Here is a 24,916-nt window from a genome sequence, read left to right as displayed (position 1 = left end):
CGTCAGTTCCTCTCGAAGGAAGCGGCCATCCGGCCGACGGTGTCGATCGCGCTCTCGAGCTGCTCCGAGGAGAGCGGACCGAGCAGTCGCGCGGCGGAGAGCAGTCCGATCGTCGCGCTCGACAGCGCCAGAGCCAGCGCCTCCGCATCGACCTGTTCGTCGATCTCTCCCCGGCGCTGGAGGTCGTGCAGCCATTCGACGACGCCGAGATGACGCTCGCGGTAGCGCCCGTGCTCGACCTCGGTCACGTGGGCGCCGAGCACGCCACGATCGTCGAGGAAGGCGGCGGTCATCAGCGCGTCATCCCGCAGCGCCCGTGCGGAGGCACGATACGCCGCACTGAGTCGCGGCCGATCTCCGACCTCCGCCCGCGCTCGTTCGCGAAGCCGGGCTGTCCCGCGTTGCAGCAGGGCGTCGAGGATGTCGTTCTTCCCCGGGAACTCCAGGTAGACGGCGCCCTTGCCGATGCCGGCACCCTCGGCGATCGCCGCGACGCTCATCGCGTCGAAGCCGCGAGCGAGCACGAGTTCCTCGGCGGCATCGAGGACGCGTTCGCGCCTATTCGGGACGAGAGGTCTGGGCATCGTCGATCCTCTGCAGGTGAGTGAGCATCGCCGGGATGACGACGTCGGGGCGGTCGCGCTGCACCCAGTGTCCCGCGTCGGGGACCGTGAGCAGCGTCGCGTCCGGCATCCGCTCTGCGGCGAACCGGATGCGCCCGATCGGCACCCCGCTGTCGTGATCGCCGTGCACGAGGAGGGTCGGCGTGCGGACGGAGGGCAGCTGCGCGGTGTATTCGGTGCGCAGCCGGTTCCAGAGCACCTGGTCCTTCTGCCACTCGCTGAAGACGGCGGTGCCGGTGCCGGATGCCCCCTCGGCGAGGACCGCATCGACGAGCTCGGGCGTGCGCGCCGTCGGCTCGCGGACGAGATCCTGGAGGCCGCGCTCCATCGCCGAACGGTTCCGCATGTAGCGCCTGGTCATCGCCGCCAGCGCCCCGCTCCGCAGCAGGAGGAAGGTCATGACCTGCGTGAGCCCGCCGAAGGGCCCGTCGGCGAGCCGAGGCATGAGGCCGTAGCACCCGAGCAGCATCGCACCGCGAGCCCGTCCCGGCTGGGCGAGGAGGTGTCCGAGCGCGATGCCCCCGCCGAGCGAGAGTCCGCCGATCGCGTAGTCCGTGAGGCCGACGGCGTCGGCGAACTCGCCGACGTAGCGGACCAGCCGCTCCTGTGTGAGCGGCCACTCCGCGCGCGGGCTGCGACCGAAACCGGGATGATCCGGAGCGATGACACGGTGCCCTGTGGCCGCGAGTGCCGGTCCGACCTCGGACCAGGACAGCTCGGCGCTGTCGGCGCCGCCGCCGTGCAGCAGGAGGACCGTCGAGCCGGATTCCTCCGCCGGGCGCCATTCGAGGAAGGAGATCTCCGCATCGGCGACGGTGATGCGTGCGCGTCGGGGGTCCATGGGATTCCTCTCGTTGTGACCAGACTATCCCATTTGGTCACTACGAGGGGTGGACCCGCGTCAGGAGGCCGTGCCGTCGCCGGAAGCGGCCTTCTGCGCGGCCCGGAGCTCGGCGGTGGCGATCTGCACGTCGACCTCGGCGCGCTGGAGGCGACGCTGCGGGAACGTCGTGGCCCCGAACCTCTGATGCACGCGGTCTGTCCGCTCCTCCTCGGCGGTCACGATGAAGGCGCACGCCAGCAGCATCACCTGCGTCGACAGGTTGAGCCAGATCAGGAGCGCGAGGAGCGAGGCGAAGGTGGCGAGGAGCGGGTTGCTGGTGGCGCCGCCGACGAAGAGGCTCGACAGCTGCTGGAGGACGACGAGCCCGAATGCGCCCAGCAGGGCACCGCTCCACAGCGACCGCGCGGCGGGGCGCACGCCGGAGAGCAGACGGAAGACGCCGACGAGGAGGAGCGTGTCGAGGGCGAAGACCACCACGAGGGAGAGCACCGGGGCGCTCCAGCTGACGAGCGCCGAGTCCGCAGGGAGCCCGAGCAGATCGCTGATCCACGCCACGCCGAGCTGGCCGACGAAGGTCACGGCGGCCGCGGCGACGAACGAGAGTCCGATGCCGAGCGCCAGAGCGAGGTTGCGGAGGATCACCCACACCCAGAGGATGTCGTCCTGGACCGTGCCGGCGATGACGCGCACGGCGGTGCGCAGCGACCCGATCGCGCCGAGGGCAGCTCCGATGAGCGCGACGAGCGACACGATGCCAGCGACGGACAGGGATGCCGGCTTCTGGAGATCCTTCGGATCTATCACGCCGTCGTCGCCGATGAGCCCCGGTACCACCGACTGGACCGAGTCGATGATCGCCCGCCACGCCTCGGGATTGCCCGCCAGCCACAGGGCCGCGATCGAGAAGCCGAGGAGGACTCCCGCGAAGACGCTGAACAGCGCGCGGTAGGTGACGCTGTCGGCGAGCATCGGTCCGCGACGCTCGGTGTACAGCAGCGCGGCCCGCACGAGGCGCCTCCGCAGCGCCCAGGCGATCAGGGGCCCGGTGACGCGCGCGACGAGGCCAGGGCGATCAGCGGTCTCAGAGGGCGATTCGGTGTTCATCACGCCCCCACCCTATGAGCCCGTGTGAAACAGCCGGAGGGGCTTGACGCCGGGCGTCACCGTGACAAGGCGCTCCGGGGCGGTGCCCTAGAATCGGGTCAACCTCGATGTGCGTATTCAGCGACGCGCTCCGTTCCACGATTGGTGCTCAGTGCTTCCCCCTGCCGATTCGCTCGCCCCGGAATGGCTCGTCGTCCCCGATGACGCGAACGACCTCGCGAGCGGAGTGTGGCCGGCCTCCGCGGTGCGCGACGCCGACGGCGTCCTCGACATCGCCGGCGTGAGCGCGGCAGACCTCGCCCGTACCTACGGCACCCCTGTGCTCGTGCTCGACGAGGACGAGGTCCGCGGCCGCGCCAGGGCCTTCCGGACCGCCTTCGACCAGGCGGCGGCCGACAACGGCACGACGGCGCAGGTCTACTACGCAGGCAAGGCCTTCCTCTCCACGACCGTCGCGCGCTGGGTCGTCGACGAAGGACTGCGTGTCGACGTGTGCACCGGAGGAGAGCTCGAGGTGGCGCTCGCCGCGGGCGTGTCCCCGGCGTCGCTCGGCTTCCACGGCAACAACAAGTCGACCGCCGAACTCGAGCGCGCCGTGATCGCCGGCGTCGGCACCGTCATCGTCGACAGTGCGATCGAGATCGAGCGTCTCGCGGCGATCACCGCGCGAACCGGTGCGGTCCAGCGCGTGCTGGTGCGCGTCATCAGCGGAGTCCATGCCGAGACCCACGAGTTCCTCGCCACGGCCCACGAGGACCAGAAGTTCGGATTCCCGCTCGCCGAGGCCGCGCACGCGGTCGCCCGCATCCGGGAGCTCCCCGGGCTCGACTTCGCGGGATTGCACTGCCACATCGGCTCCCAGATCTTCGGGGTCGCGGGCTTCCGCGAGTCGGCGTCCCGCGTCCTCGAGCTGCACGCCGCACTCCTGGAGGGCGGTCCGGTGCCGCAGCTGAACCTCGGTGGCGGATTCGGAATCGCCTACACCCGCGTCGACGATCCGACGCCGATCGAGGTCCTCGCCGGTGAGATCGTCTCCGCGGTCGCCGAGGGCTGCGCCGCGCGCGGCATCCCGGTGCCCGCCCTGTCCTTCGAGCCGGGGCGTGCGATCGTCGGCACCGCCGGCGTGACCCTGTACGAGGTCGGCACGACGAAGGACGTGACGGTGGAATCCGGCGCGGTCCGCCGGTATGTCAGCGTCGACGGCGGCATGAGCGACAACGCCCGCACCGCGCTGTACGGCGCCCAGTTCTCGGCACGCCTCGCCTCGCGCATCGGCGGGGGAGAGCCTCAGCTCAGCCGCGTCGTCGGCAAGCACTGCGAATCCGGCGACATCGTCGTCGATCACGAATACCTCCCGGCCGATCTCGTGCCGGGCGATCTGCTCGCGGTTCCCGCGACGGGCGCGTACTGCGCCTCGCTGTCGAGCAACTACAACCATGTTCCGCGTCCGCCGGTCGTCGCCGTGCGCGACGGTCGGTCGAGGGTCATCGTCCGCGGTGAGACCATCGACGACCTGCTGGCCCGGGACGCGGGCATCGACGGGGCGCACGCCCCCGAGGGAGACAGATGACCCACCTCCGAAGCTTCCGAAGGAGCAACCATGACTGACTACCGACGACTTCGTGTGGCGCTGCTGGGCGCGGGAGCGGTCGGCTCGCAGGTCGCGGCTCTCCTGCTGCGCCATGGCGACGAACTGGCCGACCGGGCCGGGGCAGAGCTCGAGCTCGCGGGCATCGCCGTCCGCGACGTCGACGCACCCCGTGACGCCGACCTGCCGAAGGAGCTCTTCACGACCGACGCCGAGACGCTCATCCTCGGGTCCGACATCGTGATCGAGCTGATCGGCGGCATCGAGCCCGCTCGCACGAACATCCTGCAGGCGATCGGATCCGGCGCCGACGTCGTGACGGCCAACAAGGCGCTGCTCGCGACGCACGGTCCCGAGCTCTTCGAGGCCGCGGACCGTGTCGGCGCCTCCGTCTACTACGAGGCGGCAGCCGCGGGCGCCATCCCGATCATCCGCCCGCTCCGCGATTCGCTGGCCGGCGACCGCGTCGTGCGGATCATGGGGATCGTGAACGGCACGACGAACTACATCCTCGACCGGATGGACACCGAGGGCGCCGACTTCGGCGATGTGCTCGCCGACGCCCAGCGCCTGGGCTACGCGGAGGCCGACCCGACGGCCGATGTCGAAGGATACGACGCCGCGCAGAAGGCGGCGATCCTCGCCAGCCTCGCCTTCCACACGGCCGTGCCGCTCGACGCCGTCTACCGCGAGGGCATCACCTCGGTCACGGCCTCGATGATCGAGGAGGCGCGTGCCGCCGGCTTCGTGATCAAGCTGCTCGCCGTGTGCGAGCGGCTCGAGGCGAACGGTGCGGAGTCGATCTCGGTGCGCGTCTACCCGGCGCTCGTTCCCGCCACGCACCCGCTGGCATCCGTCCACGGCGCGAACAACGCGGTGTTCGTCGAGGCCGAGGCCGCCGGCTCCCTGATGTTCTACGGCGCCGGCGCGGGCGGGGTGCAGACGGCATCCGCTGTTCTCGGCGACGTCGTCTCCGCCGCCCGGCGCCACATCGCGGGCGGTGTCGGCGTCGGCGAGTCCACCAGGGCCAACCTCCCTGTCGTCCCGATCGGCCATGTGACCACCCGGTATCAGATCACGCTCGAGGTCGCGGATGCGCCGGGCGTGCTCGCCACGGTCGCCGGCACGCTCAGCGACGGGGGCGTCTCCGTGGCGACCGTCGTGCAGACGGTGGAGGGCGAGGATGAGCCGACCGCACGACTGATCATCGGCACGCACCGCGCGACCGAGCAGGCGCTCAGCGCGACCGTCGACGCCCTCGCCGGCAGCGCCGTCGTGGAGCGCGTCATCTCCGTGCTCCGCGTGGAAGGCGAGTGACGGTGGCGGCCGACTCACAGCCCGTCGAGGGGCGCACCGTCGAGGTGACGGTTCCCGCCACGAGCGCGAACCTCGGCCCGGGATTCGACACCCTGGGGCTGGCGCTCAGCATCTACGACACGCTCCAGGTCACCGCGCTTCCCGCCGGTCAGCTCGAGATCGAGGTCACCGGCTCCGGTGCGGAGGAGATCCCGCGCGACTCGTCGAACCTGATCGTGCGCACCATCGCCTATGTCTTCGCGGACGTCGGCCGTCCGGTTCCCGGGCTGCGGATCGTGGCCGAGAACGGCGTGCCGCACGGCCGCGGTCTCGGGTCCTCCGGCGCGGCCGTCGCCGCCGGCGTGCTCGCCGCCAAGGGGCTGCTGGAGGGCGACGTCGAGATCGACGACGCCGACCTGCTGCGTCTCGCCACCGAGCTCGAGGGCCACCCGGACAACGTCGCCCCCGCACTCTTCGGCGGACTGACGATCGCCTGGGTGGGGGAGCGCGGCCCGCAGCACAAGAAGCTCCTCGTGCACCGAGGTGTCTCTCCGCTCGTGCTCGTCCCGGCGTACACGATGTCGACCTCGCAGGCGCGATCCCTGCAGCCGCCCCAGGTCTCCACGGCCGATGCGGTGTTCAACGTCTCGCGCTCGGCGCTGCTGATCGCCGCGCTGATGCAGAGCCCCGAGCTGCTGTTCGACGCCACGGCCGACCGTCTCCACCAGGACTATCGCGCCGAGGCGATGCCCGAGACGCAGCGGCTCGTGCAGGCGCTCCGCGCCGAGGGCTTCGCCGCCGTGGTGTCCGGCGCCGGACCGAGCGTGCTCGTGCTCGCCGACGGTCCCGGCAGCCGTCAGGACGCCGTCGATCTCGCGGATCGCGTCACCGACACCCCGTGGGAGGCGCTCCTGCTCGCCGTCGACGTCCGTGGTGGTACAGTGGGGGCGAGCGGAGGGCTCCACGTAGTTTCGTGAATCTGGCCCCATTGCAAATCTTGCAAGACCCGCACGCAAACCCCTGAGGCAGATTTCTTCCGAGAACTCCCTGCCGAGGCCGGCTGGCGCCGAGCGTCAGCCCGTGCGATCGCGCGCAGCACCCGTTGTGCGCGTTCAACGCTCATTTCCCATGACATATAAGGGAGTACTCGTGGAGAACCTCTCCGAGACCCAGAACGATCAGACGACGTCCGTCGCCGATGCCCCTGCGGCCGCTGCCGACACCGAGAAGGCGCCGGCGCGCAAGCGCGCACCGCGTCGCGCCACCACCGCGACAGCGGCGGCGAAGGCCGAGAAGGCCGCCGAGAAGACGGATGCCGCGCCCGCGGCCGCCGAGCCGCAGGCGGCTCCCTCCGGCGACGGCGCCGAGAGCGCGGAGGCCGCCCCCAAGGCGAAGGCTCCCCGCCGCACCCGCGCGAAGAAGGCAGACGCCGACGCTCCTGCCGCGGATGCCGCCGCGGCGCCGGCCGAGGCTCCTGCCGCCGCCGAGGCGCCGGCCGAGGCCGCCCCGAAGACCACGGGTCGCGGTCGCCGCGGCGCGCAGAAGCCGGCGGCTGACGCCGAGACCCCGGCCTCCGAGCCCGCCGCCGATTCCGCGCCCGCCGAGTCCGGCCAGGACGACGGCGGACAGAACGAGTCCGCCCCCAAGCGCAACTCGCGCAACAGCAACGCGCGCGGCGGCAGCCAGAACGGCAATGCCCAGAGCGATGACGGCCAGAACGGCAACGCGCAGAACGCCGACGCGCAGAACAACGACGCCTCCTCCGACTCCGACGGGGGCGACGAACAGGGCGGCCGTGGCCGCAACCGCAACCGCAGCCGCAACCGTGGTCGCGGTCAGAACGGTGCCGCGCAGGACCAGCAGCAGCCTCAGGCCGCCGCGGGCGCCGCAGACGATCAGCCGGGCGGGAACAACCGCAACCGTCAGCGCAACAAGCGCCGCGGCGGAGAGCCCACCGACGAGTTCGACACCGAGATCGGCGAGGACGACGTCCTGATCCCGATCGCCGGCATCCTCGACGTGCTCGACAACTACGCCTTCGTGCGCACGACCGGCTACCTCGCCGGTCCCAGCGACGTCTACGTGTCGCTCGGACAGGTCAAGAAGTACAACCTCCGCAAGGGCGACGCGGTCGTCGGCTCGATCAAGCAGCCCCGTGAGGGCGAGCAGCAGGGCCGTCAGAAGTACAACGCCCTGGTCAAGGTCGACTCGATCAACGGCCTGTCGATCGACGACGCGGCCACCCGCGTCGACTTCGGCAAGCTCACCCCGCTGTACCCCCAGGAGCGTCTGCGCCTGGAGACGGCCCCCGAGAAGCTGACGCAGCGCATCATCGATCTGGTCGCCCCGATCGGCAAGGGGCAGCGCGGTCTCATCGTCGCCCCGCCGAAGGCCGGCAAGACGATCGTGCTGCAGCAGATCGCGAACGCGATCGCGCAGAACAACCCCGAGGTCCACCTCATGGTCGTGCTCGTCGACGAGCGCCCTGAAGAGGTCACCGACATGGAGCGCACCGTGAAGGGCGAGGTCATCGCCTCGACCTTCGACCGTCCGGCCGAAGACCACACCACGGTCGCCGAGCTCGCGATCGAGCGCGCCAAGCGCCTCGTCGAGCTGGGCCGCGACGTCGTCGTGCTGCTCGACTCGATCACCCGCCTCGGCCGCGCGTACAACCTCGCCGCCCCGGCATCCGGTCGCGTGCTGACCGGCGGTGTCGACGCCTCGGCGCTGTACCCGCCCAAGCGCTTCTTCGGCGCGGCGCGCAACATCGAGAACGGCGGATCGCTCACGATCCTCGCCACGGCGCTCGTCGAGACCGGTTCCAAGATGGACGAGGTCATCTTCGAGGAGTTCAAGGGCACCGGCAACAGCGAGCTGCGCCTGTCGCGCGCTCTCGCCGACAAGCGCATCTTCCCGGCGGTCGACGTGAACGCGTCGAGCACCCGTCGCGAGGAGATGCTGCTCTCGGCCGACGAGGTCAAGATCACCTGGAAGCTGCGTCGCGCCCTCGCCGGCCTCGACCAGCAGCAGGCTCTCGAGGTCGTGCTCGGCAAGCTCAAGGAGACGAACTCCAACGTCGAGTTCCTCGTGCAGATGCAGAAGTCGATCCCCGCGCTCTCCTCGGGCGCGCACGGGCACGACAACAACATCCGCTGAGCGGCCGTTCCGTGTTCGAGTCCGTACAGACTCTGATCGACGAGCATCGCCGGGTCCAGGAGGAGCTCTCCGACCCGGCGGTGCACGCCGATGCCGGTCGGGCGAAGCGCGTCAACCGCCGCTACGCCGAGCTGTCGCGCATCGTCGCCGCCTACGAGGCCTGGGTCGCTGCGACCGACGACCTCGAGACCGCGCGCGAGTTCGCCCGTGAGGACGAGTCGATCGCGGCCGAGATCCCGGCGATGGAGGAGGAGCTGCAGTCCTCGCAGGAGCGACTGCGGCGTCTGCTGATCCCGCGCGACCCCGACGATGCCCGTGACGTGATCATGGAGATCAAGGCGGGGGAGGGCGGCGCCGAGTCGGCGCTGTTCGCCGCCGATCTGCTGCGCATGTACGTCCAGTACGCCGCGTCCAAGGGGTGGAAGACCGAGCTCCTGGAGCGGAACGAGTCCGATCTCGGCGGCTACAAGGACGTCCAGGTCGCGATCAAGGGCTCCTCGACCGACCCTGCGCAGGGCGTCTGGGCACACTTGAAGTACGAGGGCGGCGTGCATCGGGTGCAGCGCGTGCCGGCGACCGAGTCGCAGGGCCGTATCCACACATCGACGACCGGTGTGCTGGTCTTCCCCGAGGTGGATGAGCCCGAGGAGATCCAGATCGATCAGAACGACCTCAAGATCGACGTCTTCCGGTCGTCGGGCCCCGGCGGGCAGTCCGTCAACACCACCGACTCGGCCGTCCGCATCACGCACGTGCCGACCGGGATCGTCGTCTCGATGCAGAACGAGAAGTCGCAGCTGCAGAACCGCGAGGCCGGCATGCGCGTGCTGCGCGCCCGACTCCTCGCCCGGCAGCAGGAAGAGCTGGATGCCGCGGCATCCGACGCCCGAAGGTCGCAGATCCGCGGCATGGATCGCTCCGAGCGCATCCGCACCTACAACTTCCCGGAGAACCGCATCGCGGATCACCGCACCGGGTTCAAGGCCTACAACCTCGACCAGGTCATGGACGGCGCGCTCGACCCGATCATCGAGAGCGCCATCTCGGCCGACGAGGAAGCGCGTCTGGCCGCCGTCGGCGGCGACTCCTGACGTCTGCATCCGCTGAGCGCTAGGCTCGGCCCGTGATCACACTTCTGTTCCGCGGCCTGATGTACGTCGTGTCCGCCGGCCTCGGCCTCATCGTCGCCGACGCGCTCCTCGAGGGCTTCCAGATCCAGTGGGACAAATGGTGGGGCTTCGTCATCTGCATCCTGATCTTCGCAATCCTGCAGAGCGTGCTCGCGCCGTGGGTGAGCAAGCTCGCCGACCGCTACGCGCCGGTGCTGATGGGCGGCATCGGGATCTTCTCGACCCTGATCTCCCTCATCGTCGTGGTGCTGCTCCCCATCGGCGGGTTGCGCATCGTCGACCTCACCGGCTGGCTGCTCGGCTCGGTCATCGTCTGGCTGATCACCGCGCTCGGCAGCGTGCTGCTGCCGCTGATCTTCCTCAAGCGCAAGGTCGAGGCGAAGGACTCCCGCCGCCGGTAGCGGCGGCGTCGCTCAGATGGAGTAGTCGGGCGCGGTGAGCAGCGCTCGCGTGTCCTCGCCGATCGTGCGATGCCGTGGCTTGGCAGGCACGCCGACCAGGATGCTGTCGGCAGGGGCATCCCGCGTCACCACGGCGTTCGCGCCGACCACGGACCCGGCGCCGATCGTCACCGGTCCCAGGATCTTCGCGCCGGCGCCGACGGCGACACCGTCACCCAGCGTCGGATGCCGCTTCCCGGCGTCGCGCGTGCGACCGCCGAGGGTCACGCCGTGATACAGCATCACGTCATCGCCGATCTCGGCCGTCTCGCCGATGACCACGCCCATGCCGTGGTCGATGAAGAAGCGCCGACCGATCGTCGCACCGGGATGGATCTCGACCCCGGTGAGCCAGCGCGACAGCTGCGACCCGGCACGGGCGAGCAGCCGGAGCCGGCGCCGCCACAGCGCATGCGAGATGCGGTGCGCCCAGATGGCGTGCAGCCCCGGGTACAGCAGAGCGACCTCGACCGCGCTGCGTGCAGCGGGATCCCGCAGGCGCGCGGCCGCGATGTCCTCGCGAACGCGAGCCCAGATCGACGTGCTCACTCTTCGCGGAGGTGCTCGTACAGCGCCGTCGACAGGTACCGCTCGCCGAACGAGGGGATGATCACGACGATGTTCTTGCCCGCGGCCTCGGGGCGCTTGGCGATCTCGAGCGCCGCCCAGATCGCGGCACCGCTCGACATGCCGACGAGGATGCCGTCCTTGGCCGCGGTCTCACGGGCGAGGCGGATCGCGTCGTCGAACGTGACGTCGATGACCTCGTCGAGCACGTCGCGGTCGAGGATCGGGGGCACGAAGTTGGGTCCGATGCCCTGGATCTTGTGCGGGCCGGGGTGGCCCTCGGTGAGGATGGGGGAGTCCTTGGGCTCCACGGCGACGATCTTGACGCCGGGGATGCGCTCCTTCAGCACCTGTCCGACACCCGTGATCGTTCCGCCGGTGCCGATGCCGGCGACGAAGTAGTCGACCTTGCCGTCGGTGTCGCGGAGGATCTCCTCTGCCGTGGTCTTGCGGTGGATCGCGGGGTTCGCCTCGTTCGCGAACTGCTTCGCCAGCACGGCACCCGGCGTCTTCGCGGCGATCTCCTCGGACTCGGCGATCGCCTGGGTCATGCCCTTGGTCGGGTCGGTCAGGACGAGCTCGGCACCGAACGCCTTGAGCAGCATGCGCCGCTCCTTCGACATGGACGCCGGCATCGTGAGGATGACCTTGTAGCCGCGAGCCGCGCCGACCATGGCGAGCGCGATGCCCGTATTGCCGCTGGTCGCCTCGACGATCGTGCCGCCCGGCTTCAGCTCGCCCGATGCCTCGGCGGCGTCGACGATGGCGATGCCGAGGCGGTCCTTGACGCTGGAAGCCGGGTTGTAGAACTCGAGCTTGGCCAGCACCGTGGCGCCGACGCCCTCGGCGACCCTGTTCAGGCGGACGAGCGGGGTGTTGCCGAACGCGGTCGTGATGTCGGAGTGAATACCGGGCATGAGGAACCTTTCCTGAGCGGGTCGCTGCGCACCAGCCTAGGTGAGCGGACTGCGGGGGCCGGAAATGTGACGGACGCTTGCACTCTACGCTGGAAGCCATGCCTGAGAACTCGCTCGCCGCCCTCGTGCGCGCTGCTGCCCAGCGCCTCGCCGACGCCGGTGTGCCGGATCCGCTGGTCGATGCCGAGCTGCTCGCCGGACACGTGCTGGGCCAGCGCCGCGGCGAGGTGCAGGCGGCGATCGTCCGCGGTGACCGGGCGTCCGACGATGCCTCCGCCGCCCTCGACGAACTCGTGACCCGGCGGTCGGCCCGCGAGCCGCTGCAGCACATCACCGGCACCGCACCCTTCCGGCACCTCGAACTCGCGGTCGGCCCCGGCGTCTTCGTACCGCGACCCGAGACCGAGACGGTCGTGCAGTACGCGATCGACGCGCTGCTGAACGCACCGGAGCCCGCGCCGATCGGCGTCGATCTCGGCACGGGGAGCGGAGCGATCGCCCTGGCCATGGCGACCGAGGTGCCGCACGCCCGCGTCTTCGCGGCGGAGCTCTCCCCGGACGCGCACGCGTGGGCGAGCCGGAACTCGGCAGGGGTCGAGAACCTGACGCTCGTCCTCTCCGACCTCGGCGAGGCTTTCCCGGAGCTCGACGGCACGGCATCCGTCGTCATCTCCAACCCGCCCTACGTCCCCGACGCGGCGATCCCGCGCGATCCGGAGGTCCGTCTGTTCGACCCCGCCATGGCGCTGTACGGGGGTGAGGACGGGCTCGACATCGTGCGCGTGCTCAGCACCAGGGCGCTGCGACTGCTCCGCCCCGGCGGCCTGCTCGTCATCGAGCACGGCGAGCTGCAGGGCGGATCGATCCGCGATCTGCTCACCGCCGACGGCTGGCGCGCCGCCGCCACGCACCGCGACCTGACGCTGCGCGACCGCACGACGACCGCTCTCCGGCCCTGATCAGCACACGTCGAGCTTCCGCCGCATCCGTCCCGCATAGAATCGAACCGTCATGTCAACCATCTTCGACTGCCGCGACGAGGCGCAGCTGCTCGCCGGAATGCGCAACGCACGCCAGGCGATCGGCCGCGGCGAACTCATCGTCATGCCCACAGACACCGTGTACGGCGTCGCCGCCGACGCCTTCTCACCGACCGCCGTGCAGCGTCTTCTCGACGCCAAGGGTCGCGGTCGCAACCAGCCGCCGCCCGTGCTGATCGGCTCGAAGGACACCCTCGCGGCACTGGCCGAGTCGGTGCCGGAGCCCGTGCAGCGTCTCGTCGACGCGTTCTGGCCCGGCGGTCTCACGATCGTGCTCCCGGCGCAGCCGTCTCTGGTCTGGGACCTCGGGGAGACCCTCGGGACCGTCGCCGTGCGCATGCCGGAGGGCCACGTGGCGCTCGAGCTGCTCGCCGAGACCGGCCCGCTCGCCGTCTCCAGCGCGAACCTCACGGGCGAGGATGCCGCGATCTCGGCTCTCGACGCGGAGAAGATGCTGGGCGACAGCGTCGCGGTGTACCTCGCCGACGGCATGAGCAAGAACGGCATCGCCTCGACGATCGTCGACGCGACCTCGCTCGTCCGGCGCGGGGACGATGAGCCGGGGGTCGTGCGCATCCTCCGCCACGGCGTCGTCACGCGGGAGCAGCTGGCCGAGGTGCTCGGCGATCTGCTCGAGTCCGACGGCGCGCAGGAGTCGCACGAGGACCACCCGCACGAGGAGCACACGGAGGAGCAGGACGGGAACCCGTGAAGCAGTACCTCTTCACGATCGTCATCACCGCCGTCATAACCTTCGGGCTGACCTGGGCGGTCTGGCGGCTGAGCCTGCGCTTCAAGCTCTATCCCGGCATCCGCGATCGTGACGTGCACACGACGCCCACCCCGCGTCTCGGCGGCGTCGCCATCTTCCTCGGCATCGCCGCCGCCTTCGCGTTCTCGGCGGCCAACCCCTTCTTCCAGAGCATCTGGATCCCGCCGACGACCATGTGGTCGATCCTCGGCGCCTCCTTCCTGATCGCCGTCATCGGCGTGGTCGACGACCTCTGGGACCTGGACTGGATGATCAAGCTGGGCGCGCAGTTCCTCGCCGCCGGGATCATCACGGTCGGCGGCGGCCTGCAGATCCTGTCGCTCCCGTTCGGCGACCTCATCGTCTTCTCGAGCTGGGTCAGCATCACGATGACGATGTTCGCGATCGTGATCGTCATGAACGCCGTCAACTTCATCGACGGCCTCGACGGTCTCGTCGCGGGCGTGTGCCTCATCTCCAACGGCGTCTTCTTCGCGTACTCGTACATCTTCACGCGCGACTCCGGTGCCTCCAGCTACTTCAACCTCTCGACGTTCATCGCCGCCGTGCTCATCGGCGCGTGCCTGGGCTTCCTCCCGCTCAACTGGAGCCCGGCGAAGCTGTTCATGGGCGACTCCGGCGCACTGGTGCTCGGGCTGCTGATGTCGACGTCCGCGATCGCGCTCACAGGGCAGATGGATCCCTCGGCCCTCGACCCGGAGCGCCTCGGCCGCTCGCAGCTGCTCGGTGCGTTCATCCCGATCCTGCTGCCGCTCCTGGTCGTCCTCCTGCCGCTCCTCGACTTCGGTCTGGCGGTGCTCCGCCGCATGAACGCCGGCAAGTCGCCGTTCTCGCCAGACCGCAAGCACCTGCACCACCGGATGCTCGACCTCGGACATCGCGACCGGGACGCGGTCCTCATCTTCTACGCATGGACGGCGGTCATCTCGCTCGCCGTCCTGCTCATGTACGTCGGCGCGAGGGAGGACTGGCCCGGCCAGTACCTGCCCGGCGTCGGCTTCGGCATCGTGGGCATCGCGGCCTGCCTCGTCATCACCCTGAGTCCTACCCGCCGCAGGAAGCGCCCGGCGGGGGTTGCACCCGATCCGACACCCGTGGAGTCCTGATGAGCCCCAGCCCCGTATCCAGCACCCCGATCCTGCGTCGAACCCTCATCTGGTCGGCGGTGGCGACCGCGGTGCTCGCGATCGTCGCCGGCGGTGTCGGATTCCTCGTCGCCCAGGGGGAGGGGCTCGTGAGCGGCCTTCTCGGCGTGCTCCTCTCCGCCCTGTTCCTCGCCATCACGGGCATCAGCATCCTCGTCGCCAACCGCTGGTACGGCGACCCCCTCTACGTGCAGTTCTTCTTCGCCATCGTGCTCGGCGGCTGGCTGCTCAAGCTCGGCGTCTTCGTCGTGGTGATGATCCTGCTGGCCGGTCAGCCGTGGCTGCACCCGATGGTGTTCTTCCTCTCGATCGTCGCGGGAGTGATCATGTCGCTCGTGATCGACGTCATCGTGCTCACGCGCATGCGGCTGCCGAACGTCAGCGACACGACGCTGCCGACCGAGGTGCCGGAGGACGTCGCGCCCGGGTCGGCGAATCGGCCCGAAGAGGGATCGTCCGAGGTCGGCCCCCGGTCTTAGGGCATCCTCAGATTCTGATAGTGTTGAGGAGTGCCCGCCGCTCGCCCGCGAGCGCTTGCGCTGATTGCACACCGACCATCGTCGCCCCGGTTTAGACCGGTGCCCCGAAGCTGGAGCCCGCGCTGTTTAATCTTGCTGCGACCCTGATCCCTCGACTTGCCACTGACGGCGAGTTCCACGGCCCGTCCATCGATGAGTTCTTCCCGGAGATCCTGTTCGAGGTCGCGGGCATCCCGGTGCACCGCATCCACCTGGTGCAGCTGCTCTCGGTCATCGCGGTGGTCCTCATCCTCTGGCTCGGCACGCGTCGCATGACGGTGGTGCCCGGCCGCTTCCAGAGCCTCGTCGAGATGGGCCTCGGACTCGTCCGCGGCAACATCGCGCACGACCTGCTCGGACGCAAGGACGGCGACCGCTTCCTGCCGATCCTCACCGCGATCTTCTTCATGGTGCTGTTCATGAACATCACGGGCATCATCCCGTTCCTGAACATCGCCGGAACCAGCATCATCGCCGTGCCACTGGTCCTCGCGCTCGTCAGCTACGTGACGTTCATCTACGCGGGCATCAAGAAGAGCCCGGGCAAGTTCTTCAAGAACGCGCTGTTCCCGGCCGGCGTCCCGTGGCCGGTGTACATCATCGTGACCCCGATCGAGCTGCTCTCGACCTTCATCATCCGCCCGGTGACGCTCACCCTGCGACTGCTGATGAACATGGTCGTCGGCCACATGATCCTGGTCCTCTGCTTCGCAGCGACGCAGTTCTTCTTCTTCACCGCAGGTGGCGGCTGGGCCGCTCTCGGTGTCGGAACCCTCGCCTTCGGCGGCGCCTTCACTCTCTTCGAGATCCTGGTCGCCGTCCTGCAGGCCTACGTCTTCACCGTCCTCACCGCGGTCTACATCCAGCTCGCGGTCGCAGAAGAGCACTGAGCAACAGACTCTGAGCGGGCGGGCATCAGCCCTCCCACCCAACGAAAGGAAAAACCCGTGGACGCAACTACGGTTCTCGCTGAAATCAACGGCCACCTCGCGGCGGTCGGCTACGGCCTCGCAGCCATCGGTCCGGCCATCGGCGTGGGTATCGTCGTCGGCAAGACCATCGAGGGCGTCGCTCGTCAGCCCGAGCTGGCCGGTCGCCTTCAGGTCCTCATGTGGATCGGTATCGCCTTCACCGAGGCGCTTGCATTCGTCGGCATCGCCGTCGGATTCATCCCCTTCCCGTAATCTCTACCGACTTCTGAAGGAGACAGGATGCTGAACGCTCTTGTCACGAACCTCGCAGCAGAGGGCGAGGCGGTCAACAACCCGCTGATCCCCGCGTGGTACGACATCATCTGGTCGGCGCTGTGGTTCGTCATCATCCTCGTCGTCGTGTGGAAGGTCGCCCTTCCCAAGCTGAACAAGATGCTCGACGAGCGTTCGGCGGCCATCGAGGGCAACATGGCGAAGGCTGACGAGGCGCAGAAGAAGGCCGAAGCAGCTCTCGAGGAGTACACCCGCCAGCTGGCGGAGGCACGCACCGAGGCCGGTGAGATCCGTGAGGCCGCCCGTGAGGACGGCAAGAAGATCGTCGCCGAGGCGAAGGATGCGGCATCCAGCGAGGCTGCACGCATCACCGCGACCGCGCACACGCAGATCGAGGCCGAGCGTCAGACCGCTCTCGTCTCGCTGCGCAGCGAGGTGGGCTCGCTGGCCCTCGACCTCGCCGGCGGTGTGGTCGGAGAGACCCTCTCCGACGATGCACGCGCCACGGCAGTCGTCGATCGCTTCCTCGCCGACCTCGAGGCATCCGAGAAGGCGGCTCAGTAATGGGCAGCGCGACCACTCAGGCACTCGCGGCATCCATCGAGACGCTTGCCGCAGCGAAGGGCGTCACTCTCGACACCGCACGGGAGCTCTTCGCTGCCGGGCGTGCCGTGAGCGAGTCGTCCCAGCTGAGCGGCGCGCTCGCTGATCCCTCGGCTCCGGCCGAGGCGCGACAGAACGTCGTCACGGCGGTCTTCGGCGGATTCTCCGCAGACGCGCAGAGCGTCCTGAAGACCGTCGTCGCCGAGCGCTGGTCGAACGCCTCCGAGCTGGTGGACGGCATCGAGGAGCTCGCGATCCGCGCCGCGTCGATCGCGGAGCCGGGCGCCGATCTCGAGGGGGAGATCTTCGGGTTCTCCCGCGTGATCGCCGCCAACGCCGAGCTCGAGCTCGCCCTGGGCAGCCGCCTCGGGGGAGAGGAAGCCAAGGGCGCTCTCGTGGAGCGACTGCTCGCCGACGGCGGCTACAGCGCTCCCGCCACGCTGATCGTCTCCTCGCTCGTGCGCCAGCCGCGCGAGCGGCGTGTGCGCCAGCTGCTCAGCCGCGCCACGCGCATCGTCTCGAGCCAGCACGGTCGAGTCGTGGCGACGGTCCACAGTGCGTCCGAGCTCAGCGAGGCGCAGCGCACCCGTCTCAGCGACGCGCTCTCGCGCCGCTACGACGGCACGGTCTCGCTCAACGTCGTCATCGACCCTGCCGTCGTCGGAGGCCTGCGCGTGCAGATCGCCGATGACGTCATCGACGGCAGCATCTCCGCTCGACTCGCAGACCTTCGCCAGAAGCTCGCGGGCTAACACGACTTCGCGCGGGGAACCGCGCACCCAGATACAAAGGGAAGACAATGGCAGAACTATCGATCAGCCCCGACGTCATCCGTGACGCGCTGAAGGACTTCGCCGCCGCCTACGAGCCCACCGGGGCCGCGGCGACCGAGGTCGGCACCGTCATCGACGCCGCGGATGGAATCGCGCACGTCGAGGGCCTGCCCGGCGTCATGGCCAACGAGCTCGTGACCTTCGCAGACGGCACCAAGGGTCTCGCGCTCAACCTGGACGAGCACCAGATCGGTGTCGTCGTCCTCGGTGAGTTCACCGGCGTCGAGGCCGGCCAGGAGGTCACCCGCACCGGAGAGGTCCTCTCGGTCCCCGTCGGCGACGGCTACCTCGGCCGCGTGGTCGACCCGCTCGGCAACCCGATCGACGGCCTCGGCCCGGTCGCCACCGAAGCGGTCCGCGAGCTCGAGCTGCAGGCGCCCGGCGTCATGCAGCGCAAGTCGGTCCACGAGCCGATGCAGACCGGCATCAAGGCCATCGACGCGATGATCCCCGTCGGCCGCGGTCAGCGCCAGCTGATCATCGGCGACCGCCAGACCGGCAAGACGGCCATCGCGATCGACACGATCATCAACCAGAAGGCCAACTGGGAGTCGGGCGACGTCAACAAGCAGGTCCGCTGCATCTACGTCGCCATCGGCCAGAAGGGCTCGACCATCGCCTCGGTGAAGGGCGCGCTCGAAGAGGCCGGCGCCCTGGAGTACACCACGATCGTGGCGGCTCCGGCATCCGACCCCGCCGGCTTCAAGTACCTCGCCCCCTACACGGGTTCCGCGATCGGCCAGCACTGGATGTACGGCGGCAAGCACGTCCTCATCATCTTCGACGACCTGTCGAAGCAGGCCGAGGCCTACCGTGCCGTCTCGCTCCTCCTGCGTCGCCCGCCGGGCCGCGAGGCCTACCCGGGTGACGTCTTCTACCTGCACTCCCGTCTGCTGGAGCGTTGCGCGAAGCTGTCCGACGAGCTCGGCGCCGGATCGATGACGGGTCTCCCGATCATCGAGACCAAGGCGAACGACGTCTCGGCGTACATCCCGACCAACGTGATCTCGATCACCGACGGCCAGATCTTCCTGCAGTCCGACCTCTTCAACGCCAACCAGCGTCCCGCGGTCGACGTGGGTATCTCGGTCTCGCGAGTCGGTGGCGACGCGCAGGTCAAGTCGATCAAGAAGGTCTCCGGAACGCTGAAGCTGGAGCTGGCGCAGTACCGCTCGCTCGAGGCCTTCGCGATGTTCGCGTCCGACCTCGACGCGGCTTCGCGTCGTCAGCTGTCCCGCGGTGCGCGTCTGACCGAGCTGCTCAAGCAGCCGCAGTACTCGCCGTACCCCGTCGAGGAGCAGGTCGTCTCGATCTGGGCCGGAACGAAGGGCAAGCTCGACACGATCGAGGTCTCCGACGTCCTCCGCTTCGAGCGCGAGCTCCTGGACTACCTGCGTCGCAACACCAAGGTCCTCGAGACCCTGCGCGAGACCAACGTCCTCGACGACGACACGGTCGCAGAGCTCGAGAAGCACACGGATGCCTTCGTCCTGGAGTTCCAGGGTGGCAAGGGACACGCCATCGGCGCTCCCGGTCACGAGGAGCATGCGGCGGCCGAGGCGGACGACGTCAACCAGGAGAAGATCGTCAAGGGTCGTCGCGCGTAACCGCGTGAGGTACTGATTTCATGGGCGCTCAACTCAGGGTCTACAAGCAGAAGATCTCTTCTGCTCAGACGACCAAGAAGATCACGAAGGCGATGGAACTCATCGCGGCTTCGCGCATCCAGAAGGCGATGGCACGCGTCAAGGCGTCCAGTCCCTTCGCGCGGGCCGTGACGAGGGCCGTGTCCGCCGTCGCGACGCACTCGAACGTCGACCACCCGCTCACCCGTGAGCCCGAGACGATCCGCCGCTCCGCGGTCGTGATCTTCTCTTCGGACCGCGGTCTCGCGGGAGCCTTCAACTCGCAGATCCTCCGTGAGGGTCTCGAGGTGGCGGAGCTCCTGCGCGAGCAGGGCAAGGAGCCGGTGTTCTACCTCGTCGGTCGCAAGGCCGTCGGCTACTTCCAGTTCCGTCGCATCGCGGCGGCCGCGGAGTGGACCGGCGACACCGACACCCCGTCGTTCCGCACGGCGGAGGAGATCTCGCAGCAGCTGCTCGAGGACTTCTCCCGCGGTGCGGACGAGGGCGGCGTCGACGAGATCCACCTCGTGTACAACCGTTTCGTCAGCATGATGACGCAGTCGCCGGAGTCCGTGCGCCTGCTTCCGCTGGAGATCTCGGAAGCAGACGAGTCGGAGGCCGGGAACACCGTCTACCCGCTGTACGAGTTCGAGCCGGATGCCGAGACCGTGCTGGACGCGATCCTGCCGGTGTACATCCAGAGCCGCGTCTTCAACGCACTCCTGCAGTCGTCGGCCGCCAAGCAGGCCGCGACGCAGAAGGCGATGAAGTCCGCCAGCGACAACGCCGACAAGCTCATCACCGACTACACCCGCCTGCGCAACAACGCGCGTCAGGCGGAGATCACGCAGCAGATCGCAGAGATCGTCGGCGGCGCCGACGCGCTCTCGTCGAGCAAATAGACCATCAGGAAAGAGACGAAAATGACCCCCACCGCCACGGCTGACCAGCCGGCGACCGCGGTCGTCGGGCGCGTCGCGCGCGTCAACGGTCCGGTTGTCGACATCGAGTTCCCGCACGACTCGATCCCCGACATCTACAACGCACTGAAGACCACGATCGTGATCGGCGAGTCCTCCGTCGAGATCACGCTCGAGGTCGCTCAGCACCTCGGCGACGACCTCGTGCGCGCCATCGCCCTCAAGCCGACGGACGGCATCGTCCGCGGCCAGGAGGTGCGCGACACCGGTGAGGCCATCTCGGTCCCCGTCGGTGACGTCACCAAGGGCAAGGTCTTCAACGTGATCGGCGAGGTCCTCAACGGCGAGCCCGGTGAGACCATCGAGGTCACCGAGCGCTGGCCCATCCACCGCAAGGCGCCGAACTTCGACCAGCTCGAGTCCAAGACTCAGATGTTCGAGACCGGCATCAAGTCGATCGACCTCCTCACGCCGTACGTGCTGGGTGGAAAGATCGGTCTGTTCGGTGGCGCCGGTGTCGGCAAGACCGTCCTCATCCAGGAGATGATCCAGCGCGTCGCGCAGGACCACGGTGGTGTGTCGGTGTTCGCCGGTGTCGGTGAGCGCACCCGTGAGGGCAACGACCTGATCCACGAGATGGAAGAGGCGGGTGTCTTCGACAAGACGGCCCTCGTCTTCGGCCAGATGGACGAGCCGCCGGGAACGCGTCTGCGCGTCGCCCTCTCGGCTCTGACGATGGCGGAGTACTTCCGTGACGTGCAGAAGCAGGACGTTCTGCTCTTCATCGACAACATCTTCCGCTTCACGCAGGCCGGTTCCGAGGTCTCGACGCTGCTCGGCCGTATGCCGTCCGCGGTGGGCTACCAGCCGAACCTCGCCGACGAGATGGGTGTGCTCCAGGAGCGCATCACCTCGACGCGTGGTCACTCGATCACCTCGCTGCAGGCGATCTACGTGCCGGCCGATGACTACACCGACCCGGCTCCGGCGACCACCTTCGCCCACCTCGACGCCACGACCGAGCTCTCTCGTGAGATCGCGTCGAAGGGTCTGTATCCGGCCATCGACCCGCTGACCTCGACGTCGCGGATCATGGACCCCCGGTACTTGGGCGAGGACCACTACCGCGTCGCGACCACCGTCAAGCAGATCCTCCAGAAGAACAAGGAGCTGCAGGAGATCATCGCGATCCTCGGTGTCGACGAGCTCTCCGAGGAAGACAAGATCGTCGTGTCGCGTGCACGTCGCATCCAGCAGTTCCTCTCGCAGAACACCTACATGGCGAAGAAGTTCACCGGTGTCGAGGGTTCGACCGTCCCGCTGAAGGAGACCATCGAGTCGTTCGATGCGATCACGCGCGGTGACTTCGACCACGTCGCCGAGCAGGCCTTCTTCAACGTCGGTGGCATCTCCGACGTCGAAGAGCAGTGGGCGAAGATCCAGAAGGAGAACGGCTGACCATGGCTCTGCACGTCAGCCTCGTCTCCGCGGACGCGGAGGTCTGGACGGGAGAGGCGAGCCTCGTGGTCGCCAAGACCGTCGAGGGCGAGATCGGCTTCATGACCGGCCACGAGCCGGTGCTGGCCATCCTCGCCGAGGGCCAGGTCCGGATCACCCAGACCGACGGCACCAAGGTGCTGGCCAACGCGCAGGACGGGTTCCTCTCCATGGAGGGCGACACCCTGACCATCGTCGCCGGCAACGCGGCTCTCATCGCCTAGCAGTCCTGTTCCACCCGTCCGCCCCGGACCGTCCCGCGCTCTTCGAGCTGTCGGCGATCCGGGGCGGTCGTGTCTGTCCCCGAGGTCCCATGAAGATCCTGCTCCCACCGTCGGAGACCAAGCGTCCGGGCGGCGACGGCGCACCGCTGGCTCTCTCGTCGCTGGCGCTCCCAGAGCTCCACGCGCACCGATCCGCCGCGCTCGACGCGCTGATCGAGCTCGCCGCCGACGAGGAGGCCGCCCGTCGGGTGTTGAAGCTCAGCGACCGCCAGGCCGGTGACGTGGAGCACAATCGGACGCTGCGCACCGCGCCGACCATGCCCGCGGTCGACCGCTACACGGGAGTGCTCTTCGACGCGCTCGACGCCGCGACCCTGTCGACGGCATCCCGACGTTGGCTCGGCGAGCACGTGTGGATCCACAGCGCCCCGCTCGGACCGATCGGGGCCCTGGATGCGCTGCCGACGTACCGGCTCTCCGCAGGGACCTCGGTTCCCGGCCTCCCGGCCCTCCGGCGCCACTGGGCGGATGCCACATCGTCTGCCATCGCGGAGTCCGCTCCGGCCTTCGTGCTCGACCTGCGGAGCGAGGCCTACGTGGCTCTCGGGCCCGTCCCGGCATCCGTCCCCTCCTCCTACGTGCGCGTCGTGACGGAGCACGGCAGGGCGCTCAACCACTTCAACAAGAAGTCCAAGGGGCTCCTCGTCCGTGCGCTGGCCGAGGACCGACCGCGCATCACGTCGCTGCGGGGCCTCCGCCGCTGGGCGGAGAAGAGCGACGTCGTCCTCCGCGGCACGGATGATGCCGGCGTCCTGGAGCTCGTCGTCGCCGAATGACGCCAGGTGACGCGGGATGAAACTCCCCGCGTGGTTCGTTGCCCGCCCCCATGCGCACCGCTACCATGTCCAATGCGAGGCGGTCGCTTCGTTTGCGGGGGGCGAAAGCCGTCTCCCGAGACCAAAGAATGTGAGTCTCATGGATTACGACGACTACGGAGCAGGCTACGCCGGCCTGCTTCTCGCATATTCCTTCGTGATCTTCCTGATCGCGATCGCCGGCTATGTACTGGGCTCTCTCTTCTACATGAAGATCTTCGAGAAGGCCGGAGTGCAGGGCAAGTGGCGCGCCTGGGTGCCCGTCTACAACACGATGATCTTCTTCAAGCTTGGTGACCTGAGCCCGTGGCTCGTGCTCTACGGCATCGGTGGCGCTGCGCTCCTCAGCTGGATCGGGATCGGCTTCGTCTTCTCGATCGCGCTGGCCGTGCTGTCCGTGATCGCCGCGTGGCGCGTCGGCCTCAAGCTGCAGAAGGATGCGGTCTGGGTCGTGCTCTACGTCTTCCTGAGCATCGTCTGGCTGGGTATCAACGCGTTCGACAAGTCGCGCTGGAACCCGAACATCCAGCCGGCCTCCTGGGCGGGCAACGGCTTCCTCGGAGACCGCACGGTGTGGGACGGCATCCCCGTCCAGCCGGCTGCCGCCGCACCTCAGCAGGGCTACGGCGCCGCCCCCCAGGGCTACGCGCCTCCCGCTCCGCAGGGGTACGCGCCTCCCGCGCAGCCCGGCTACGCGCCGCCGGCACAGCCCGGCTACGCGCCGCCCGCTGCTCCTGCCGCACCGGCGACCGGGGCCCCCGTGCCTCCGGCGCAGCCCACCACGCCGCCGGCACCGCCGGCAGCTCCTCCGGCCACTCCGCCGGCACCTCCGACCGCGCCGCCGGCAGCTCCGCCTGCGCCGCCGTCCGACCCGACGCAGCCTCCGGCCTGATCGTCGGACACAGGGCCCTCGACTTCGGTCGGGGGCCCTGTGCCGTTCCCGCCGTGGGCCGCGCCGACAGCGACGGTACGGGCGCTAACGTGGAGACCATGGTCATGTCGCAGCGCCGGGTGGGCGCCTCCGGTCTGCTCGTGTCGGCAACGGGCCTCGGCTGCAACAACTTCGGACGCAGCGGCACCGCCACCGAGACGCTCACCGGGACCCGCGAGGTCATCGATGCCGCGATCGCCAACGGGATCACGCTGCTCGACACGGCGGACATGTACGGCGCTGTCGCCGGCACCAGCGAAACCCTGATGGGACAGGCCCTGGAAGGGCGCCGAGACCGCGTGGTGCTCGCGACGAAGTTCGGCCACGAGCGCGACATGGGCTACGCCTTTCCCGCGGGCCGTGGTTCCCGTCGATACGTCCGTCGAGCAGTGGAGGAGTCCTTGCGCCGACTGCGCACGGACTGGATCGACCTCTACCAGCTGCACCTGCCCGATCCCGAGACGCCGATCGCGGAGACGACGGATGCCCTCGATGAGCTCGTTCGCGAAGGCAAGATCCGCTACTACGGGCATTCGAACTTCTCCGGCTGGCAGATCGCCGAGGCGGAGTTCACCGCACGCGAGCGGTCGACGGGCCGCTTCATCTCATCTCAGAACCACTACTCGCTGCTCGCTCGTGCGGCCGAACGCGAGGTGCTCCCCGCCGTGGAGCGCTATGGGCTCGGGTTCTTCCCGTTCTTCCCGCTGCACAACGGGCTGCTGACGGGCAAGTTCACCCGGGAAGGCGGCCCCGCATCGAGCCGCATCATGTCGAGTCGTCGCCACGTGTGGGAGAACGCGCCGTGGGCTGCCATCGAGGAGTTCCGCGGGTTCTGCGACGAACGAGGCATCACGATGCTGCAGGCGTCGTTCGGCTGGCTCCTCTCCAACCCCGTCGTCTCGAGCGTGATCGCCGGTGCCACCTCGGCGGCCCAGGTCGAGGCGAACGCCCTTGCGGGAGACGCCTGGCGCCCCGACGCCGCCGACCGCGAGACCATCGACAGGCTGTTCCCGCTGCCCGAAGACCCGGGTGCCCGGGTATGAGCCGGGAACCGGAGTTCCAC

26 protein-coding genes are annotated in these 24,916 nt (G+C 69.0%); 21 read left to right on the top strand and 5 right to left on the bottom strand.

All coding sequences use genetic code 11. The annotated features are described in order from the left end of the window. Positions 1–2: 2 nt before the first annotated feature. Genes DC434_RS10815 through DC434_RS10805 form a run of 3 tightly spaced genes read right to left on the bottom strand, consistent with a single transcriptional unit; the run spans position 3 to position 2,571 of the window. Positions 3–584 carry a TetR/AcrR family transcriptional regulator gene (locus DC434_RS10815; RefSeq protein WP_116635274.1) on the bottom strand — a complete coding sequence of 194 codons (582 nt, stop codon included), beginning with the start codon at positions 582–584 and terminating at the stop codon, positions 3–5. Next, complete coding sequence (locus DC434_RS10810) at positions 559–1,464, bottom strand: alpha/beta hydrolase (protein WP_116635273.1); 906 nt, start codon at positions 1,462–1,464, stop codon at positions 559–561. The genes DC434_RS10815 and DC434_RS10810 overlap by 26 nt, the downstream gene beginning before the upstream one ends. A gap of 60 nt (positions 1,465–1,524) precedes the next feature. After that, positions 1,525–2,571, bottom strand: coding sequence for a YihY/virulence factor BrkB family protein (locus DC434_RS10805; RefSeq protein ID WP_116635272.1), 1,047 nt, complete (start codon positions 2,569–2,571; stop codon positions 1,525–1,527). 151 nt (positions 2,572–2,722) lie between these two features. Between DC434_RS10805 and lysA the strand changes: the two genes are divergently transcribed. The 6 genes from lysA (at position 2,723) to DC434_RS10775 (ending at position 10,142) form a co-directional block, all read left to right on the top strand. Next, positions 2,723–4,141 (top strand): diaminopimelate decarboxylase, encoded by a 1,419-nt coding sequence (gene lysA / locus DC434_RS10800; protein WP_116635271.1) that lies wholly within the window; start codon positions 2,723–2,725, stop codon positions 4,139–4,141. Between the two features lie 30 nt (positions 4,142–4,171). Continuing rightward, the gene (locus tag DC434_RS10795) at positions 4,172–5,476 is read left to right on the top strand and encodes a homoserine dehydrogenase (protein WP_116635270.1); all 1,305 of its coding nucleotides are present in this window, start codon (positions 4,172–4,174) and stop codon (positions 5,474–5,476) included. A gap of 2 nt (positions 5,477–5,478) precedes the next feature. After that, complete coding sequence (thrB, locus tag DC434_RS10790) at positions 5,479–6,432, top strand: homoserine kinase (RefSeq protein ID WP_116635424.1); 954 nt, start codon at positions 5,479–5,481, stop codon at positions 6,430–6,432. A 172-nt stretch (positions 6,433–6,604) separates the two neighbouring features. Then, positions 6,605–8,611, top strand: coding sequence for a transcription termination factor Rho (gene rho / locus DC434_RS10785; protein ID WP_116635269.1), 2,007 nt, complete (start codon positions 6,605–6,607; stop codon positions 8,609–8,611). 11 nt (positions 8,612–8,622) lie between these two features. Next, complete coding sequence (gene prfA / locus DC434_RS10780; RefSeq protein WP_116635268.1) at positions 8,623–9,702, top strand: peptide chain release factor 1; 1,080 nt, start codon at positions 8,623–8,625, stop codon at positions 9,700–9,702. 32 nt (positions 9,703–9,734) lie between these two features. After that, positions 9,735–10,142: a phage holin family protein gene (locus DC434_RS10775; protein ID WP_116635267.1), complete on the top strand. Its 408-nt coding sequence runs from the start codon at positions 9,735–9,737 to the stop codon at positions 10,140–10,142. A gap of 12 nt (positions 10,143–10,154) precedes the next feature. On the opposite strand, the gene epsC is transcribed toward DC434_RS10775, so the two are convergent. Next, positions 10,155–10,730 (bottom strand): serine O-acetyltransferase EpsC, encoded by a 576-nt coding sequence (gene epsC, locus DC434_RS10770; RefSeq protein WP_116635266.1) that lies wholly within the window; start codon positions 10,728–10,730, stop codon positions 10,155–10,157. Continuing rightward, positions 10,727–11,665 carry a cysteine synthase A gene (gene cysK, locus DC434_RS10765; protein WP_116635265.1) on the bottom strand — a complete coding sequence of 313 codons (939 nt, stop codon included), beginning with the start codon at positions 11,663–11,665 and terminating at the stop codon, positions 10,727–10,729. Before cysK ends, epsC begins: the two co-directional genes overlap by 4 nt. Before the next feature lie 98 nt (positions 11,666–11,763). On the opposite strand from cysK, the gene prmC reads away from it, so the two are divergent. The 15 genes from prmC to DC434_RS10690 all read left to right on the top strand — a co-directional run bounded on the left by prmC (position 11,764) and on the right by DC434_RS10690 (position 24,896). Then, positions 11,764–12,624: a peptide chain release factor N(5)-glutamine methyltransferase gene (gene prmC / locus DC434_RS10760; RefSeq protein WP_116635264.1), complete on the top strand. Its 861-nt coding sequence runs from the start codon at positions 11,764–11,766 to the stop codon at positions 12,622–12,624. 52 nt (positions 12,625–12,676) lie between these two features. After that, the gene (locus tag DC434_RS10755) at positions 12,677–13,417 is read left to right on the top strand and encodes an L-threonylcarbamoyladenylate synthase (RefSeq protein ID WP_116635263.1); all 741 of its coding nucleotides are present in this window, start codon (positions 12,677–12,679) and stop codon (positions 13,415–13,417) included. Further along, the gene (locus DC434_RS10750) at positions 13,414–14,583 is read left to right on the top strand and encodes an MraY family glycosyltransferase (RefSeq protein WP_116635262.1); all 1,170 of its coding nucleotides are present in this window, start codon (positions 13,414–13,416) and stop codon (positions 14,581–14,583) included. Before DC434_RS10755 ends, DC434_RS10750 begins: the two co-directional genes overlap by 4 nt. Next, entirely contained in the window at positions 14,583–15,101 is a 519-nt protein-coding gene (locus DC434_RS10745; RefSeq protein WP_116635261.1) for a hypothetical protein, read from the top strand. Before DC434_RS10750 ends, DC434_RS10745 begins: the two co-directional genes overlap by 1 nt. Before the next feature lie 236 nt (positions 15,102–15,337). Beyond that, the gene (atpB, locus tag DC434_RS10740) at positions 15,338–16,030 is read left to right on the top strand and encodes a F0F1 ATP synthase subunit A (protein WP_347707148.1); all 693 of its coding nucleotides are present in this window, start codon (positions 15,338–15,340) and stop codon (positions 16,028–16,030) included. A 57-nt stretch (positions 16,031–16,087) separates the two neighbouring features. After that, the gene (atpE, locus tag DC434_RS10735; protein WP_025103147.1) at positions 16,088–16,324 is read left to right on the top strand and encodes an ATP synthase F0 subunit C; all 237 of its coding nucleotides are present in this window, start codon (positions 16,088–16,090) and stop codon (positions 16,322–16,324) included. Between the two features lie 27 nt (positions 16,325–16,351). Beyond that, complete coding sequence (locus tag DC434_RS10730; protein ID WP_116635259.1) at positions 16,352–16,909, top strand: F0F1 ATP synthase subunit B; 558 nt, start codon at positions 16,352–16,354, stop codon at positions 16,907–16,909. Beyond that, positions 16,909–17,700, top strand: a complete 792-nt coding sequence (locus DC434_RS10725; protein ID WP_116635258.1) for a F0F1 ATP synthase subunit delta — start codon at positions 16,909–16,911, stop codon at positions 17,698–17,700. The genes DC434_RS10730 and DC434_RS10725 overlap by 1 nt, the downstream gene beginning before the upstream one ends. A 47-nt stretch (positions 17,701–17,747) precedes the next feature. Then, positions 17,748–19,388, top strand: coding sequence for a F0F1 ATP synthase subunit alpha (atpA, locus tag DC434_RS10720; protein WP_116635257.1), 1,641 nt, complete (start codon positions 17,748–17,750; stop codon positions 19,386–19,388). Between the two features lie 20 nt (positions 19,389–19,408). Next, positions 19,409–20,308: a F0F1 ATP synthase subunit gamma gene (locus DC434_RS10715; RefSeq protein ID WP_116635256.1), complete on the top strand. Its 900-nt coding sequence runs from the start codon at positions 19,409–19,411 to the stop codon at positions 20,306–20,308. A gap of 21 nt (positions 20,309–20,329) precedes the next feature. After that, positions 20,330–21,784, top strand: coding sequence for a F0F1 ATP synthase subunit beta (atpD, locus tag DC434_RS10710; protein ID WP_116635255.1), 1,455 nt, complete (start codon positions 20,330–20,332; stop codon positions 21,782–21,784). Positions 21,785–21,786: 2 nt separating this feature from the next. Continuing rightward, on the top strand, positions 21,787–22,047 hold the full coding sequence (locus DC434_RS10705; RefSeq protein ID WP_045280545.1) for a F0F1 ATP synthase subunit epsilon: 261 nt from the start codon (positions 21,787–21,789) through the stop codon (positions 22,045–22,047). A gap of 89 nt (positions 22,048–22,136) precedes the next feature. Beyond that, positions 22,137–22,883 carry a peroxide stress protein YaaA gene (yaaA, locus tag DC434_RS10700; protein WP_116635254.1) on the top strand — a complete coding sequence of 249 codons (747 nt, stop codon included), beginning with the start codon at positions 22,137–22,139 and terminating at the stop codon, positions 22,881–22,883. A gap of 139 nt (positions 22,884–23,022) precedes the next feature. Continuing rightward, positions 23,023–23,814 (top strand): large exoprotein, encoded by a 792-nt coding sequence (locus tag DC434_RS10695; protein WP_116635253.1) that lies wholly within the window; start codon positions 23,023–23,025, stop codon positions 23,812–23,814. Positions 23,815–23,912: 98 nt separating this feature from the next. Beyond that, a complete protein-coding gene (locus DC434_RS10690) occupies positions 23,913–24,896 on the top strand; it encodes an aldo/keto reductase (protein WP_116635252.1) in 984 nt (327 codons plus the stop codon). The last annotated feature ends 20 nt before the right edge of the window (positions 24,897–24,916 follow it).

This window comes from Microbacterium sp. TPD7012 (genome assembly GCF_003075395.1).
GTDB lineage: Bacteria > Actinomycetota > Actinomycetes > Actinomycetales > Microbacteriaceae > Microbacterium.
Note: the sequence above shows the minus strand (reverse complement) of the source record. Positions and strands in the feature narration are given on the sequence as shown.

What these genes read in the sequence shown, in the direction of transcription:
- DC434_RS10815 (WP_116635274.1), bottom strand. Translation starts at nt 584, where the DNA reads ATGCCCAGACCTCTCGTCCCGAATAGGCGCGAACGCGTCCTCGATGCC.
- DC434_RS10810 (WP_116635273.1), bottom strand. Translation starts at nt 1,464, where the DNA reads ATGGACCCCCGACGCGCACGCATCACCGTCGCCGATGCGGAGATCTCC.
- DC434_RS10805 (WP_116635272.1), bottom strand. Translation starts at nt 2,571, where the DNA reads ATGAACACCGAATCGCCCTCTGAGACCGCTGATCGCCCTGGCCTCGTC.
- DC434_RS10795 (WP_116635270.1), top strand. Translation starts at nt 4,172, where the DNA reads ATGACTGACTACCGACGACTTCGTGTGGCGCTGCTGGGCGCGGGAGCG.
- cysK (WP_116635265.1), bottom strand. Translation starts at nt 11,665, where the DNA reads ATGCCCGGTATTCACTCCGACATCACGACCGCGTTCGGCAACACCCCG.
- prmC (WP_116635264.1), top strand. Translation starts at nt 11,764, where the DNA reads ATGCCTGAGAACTCGCTCGCCGCCCTCGTGCGCGCTGCTGCCCAGCGC.
- DC434_RS10755 (WP_116635263.1), top strand. Translation starts at nt 12,677, where the DNA reads ATGTCAACCATCTTCGACTGCCGCGACGAGGCGCAGCTGCTCGCCGGA.
- DC434_RS10745 (WP_116635261.1), top strand. Translation starts at nt 14,583, where the DNA reads ATGAGCCCCAGCCCCGTATCCAGCACCCCGATCCTGCGTCGAACCCTC.
- DC434_RS10730 (WP_116635259.1), top strand. Translation starts at nt 16,352, where the DNA reads ATGCTGAACGCTCTTGTCACGAACCTCGCAGCAGAGGGCGAGGCGGTC.
- DC434_RS10725 (WP_116635258.1), top strand. Translation starts at nt 16,909, where the DNA reads ATGGGCAGCGCGACCACTCAGGCACTCGCGGCATCCATCGAGACGCTT.
- atpA (WP_116635257.1), top strand. Translation starts at nt 17,748, where the DNA reads ATGGCAGAACTATCGATCAGCCCCGACGTCATCCGTGACGCGCTGAAG.
- DC434_RS10715 (WP_116635256.1), top strand. Translation starts at nt 19,409, where the DNA reads ATGGGCGCTCAACTCAGGGTCTACAAGCAGAAGATCTCTTCTGCTCAG.
- atpD (WP_116635255.1), top strand. Translation starts at nt 20,330, where the DNA reads ATGACCCCCACCGCCACGGCTGACCAGCCGGCGACCGCGGTCGTCGGG.
- DC434_RS10705 (WP_045280545.1), top strand. Translation starts at nt 21,787, where the DNA reads ATGGCTCTGCACGTCAGCCTCGTCTCCGCGGACGCGGAGGTCTGGACG.
- yaaA (WP_116635254.1), top strand. Translation starts at nt 22,137, where the DNA reads ATGAAGATCCTGCTCCCACCGTCGGAGACCAAGCGTCCGGGCGGCGAC.
- DC434_RS10695 (WP_116635253.1), top strand. Translation starts at nt 23,023, where the DNA reads ATGGATTACGACGACTACGGAGCAGGCTACGCCGGCCTGCTTCTCGCA.
- DC434_RS10690 (WP_116635252.1), top strand. Translation starts at nt 23,913, where the DNA reads ATGGTCATGTCGCAGCGCCGGGTGGGCGCCTCCGGTCTGCTCGTGTCG.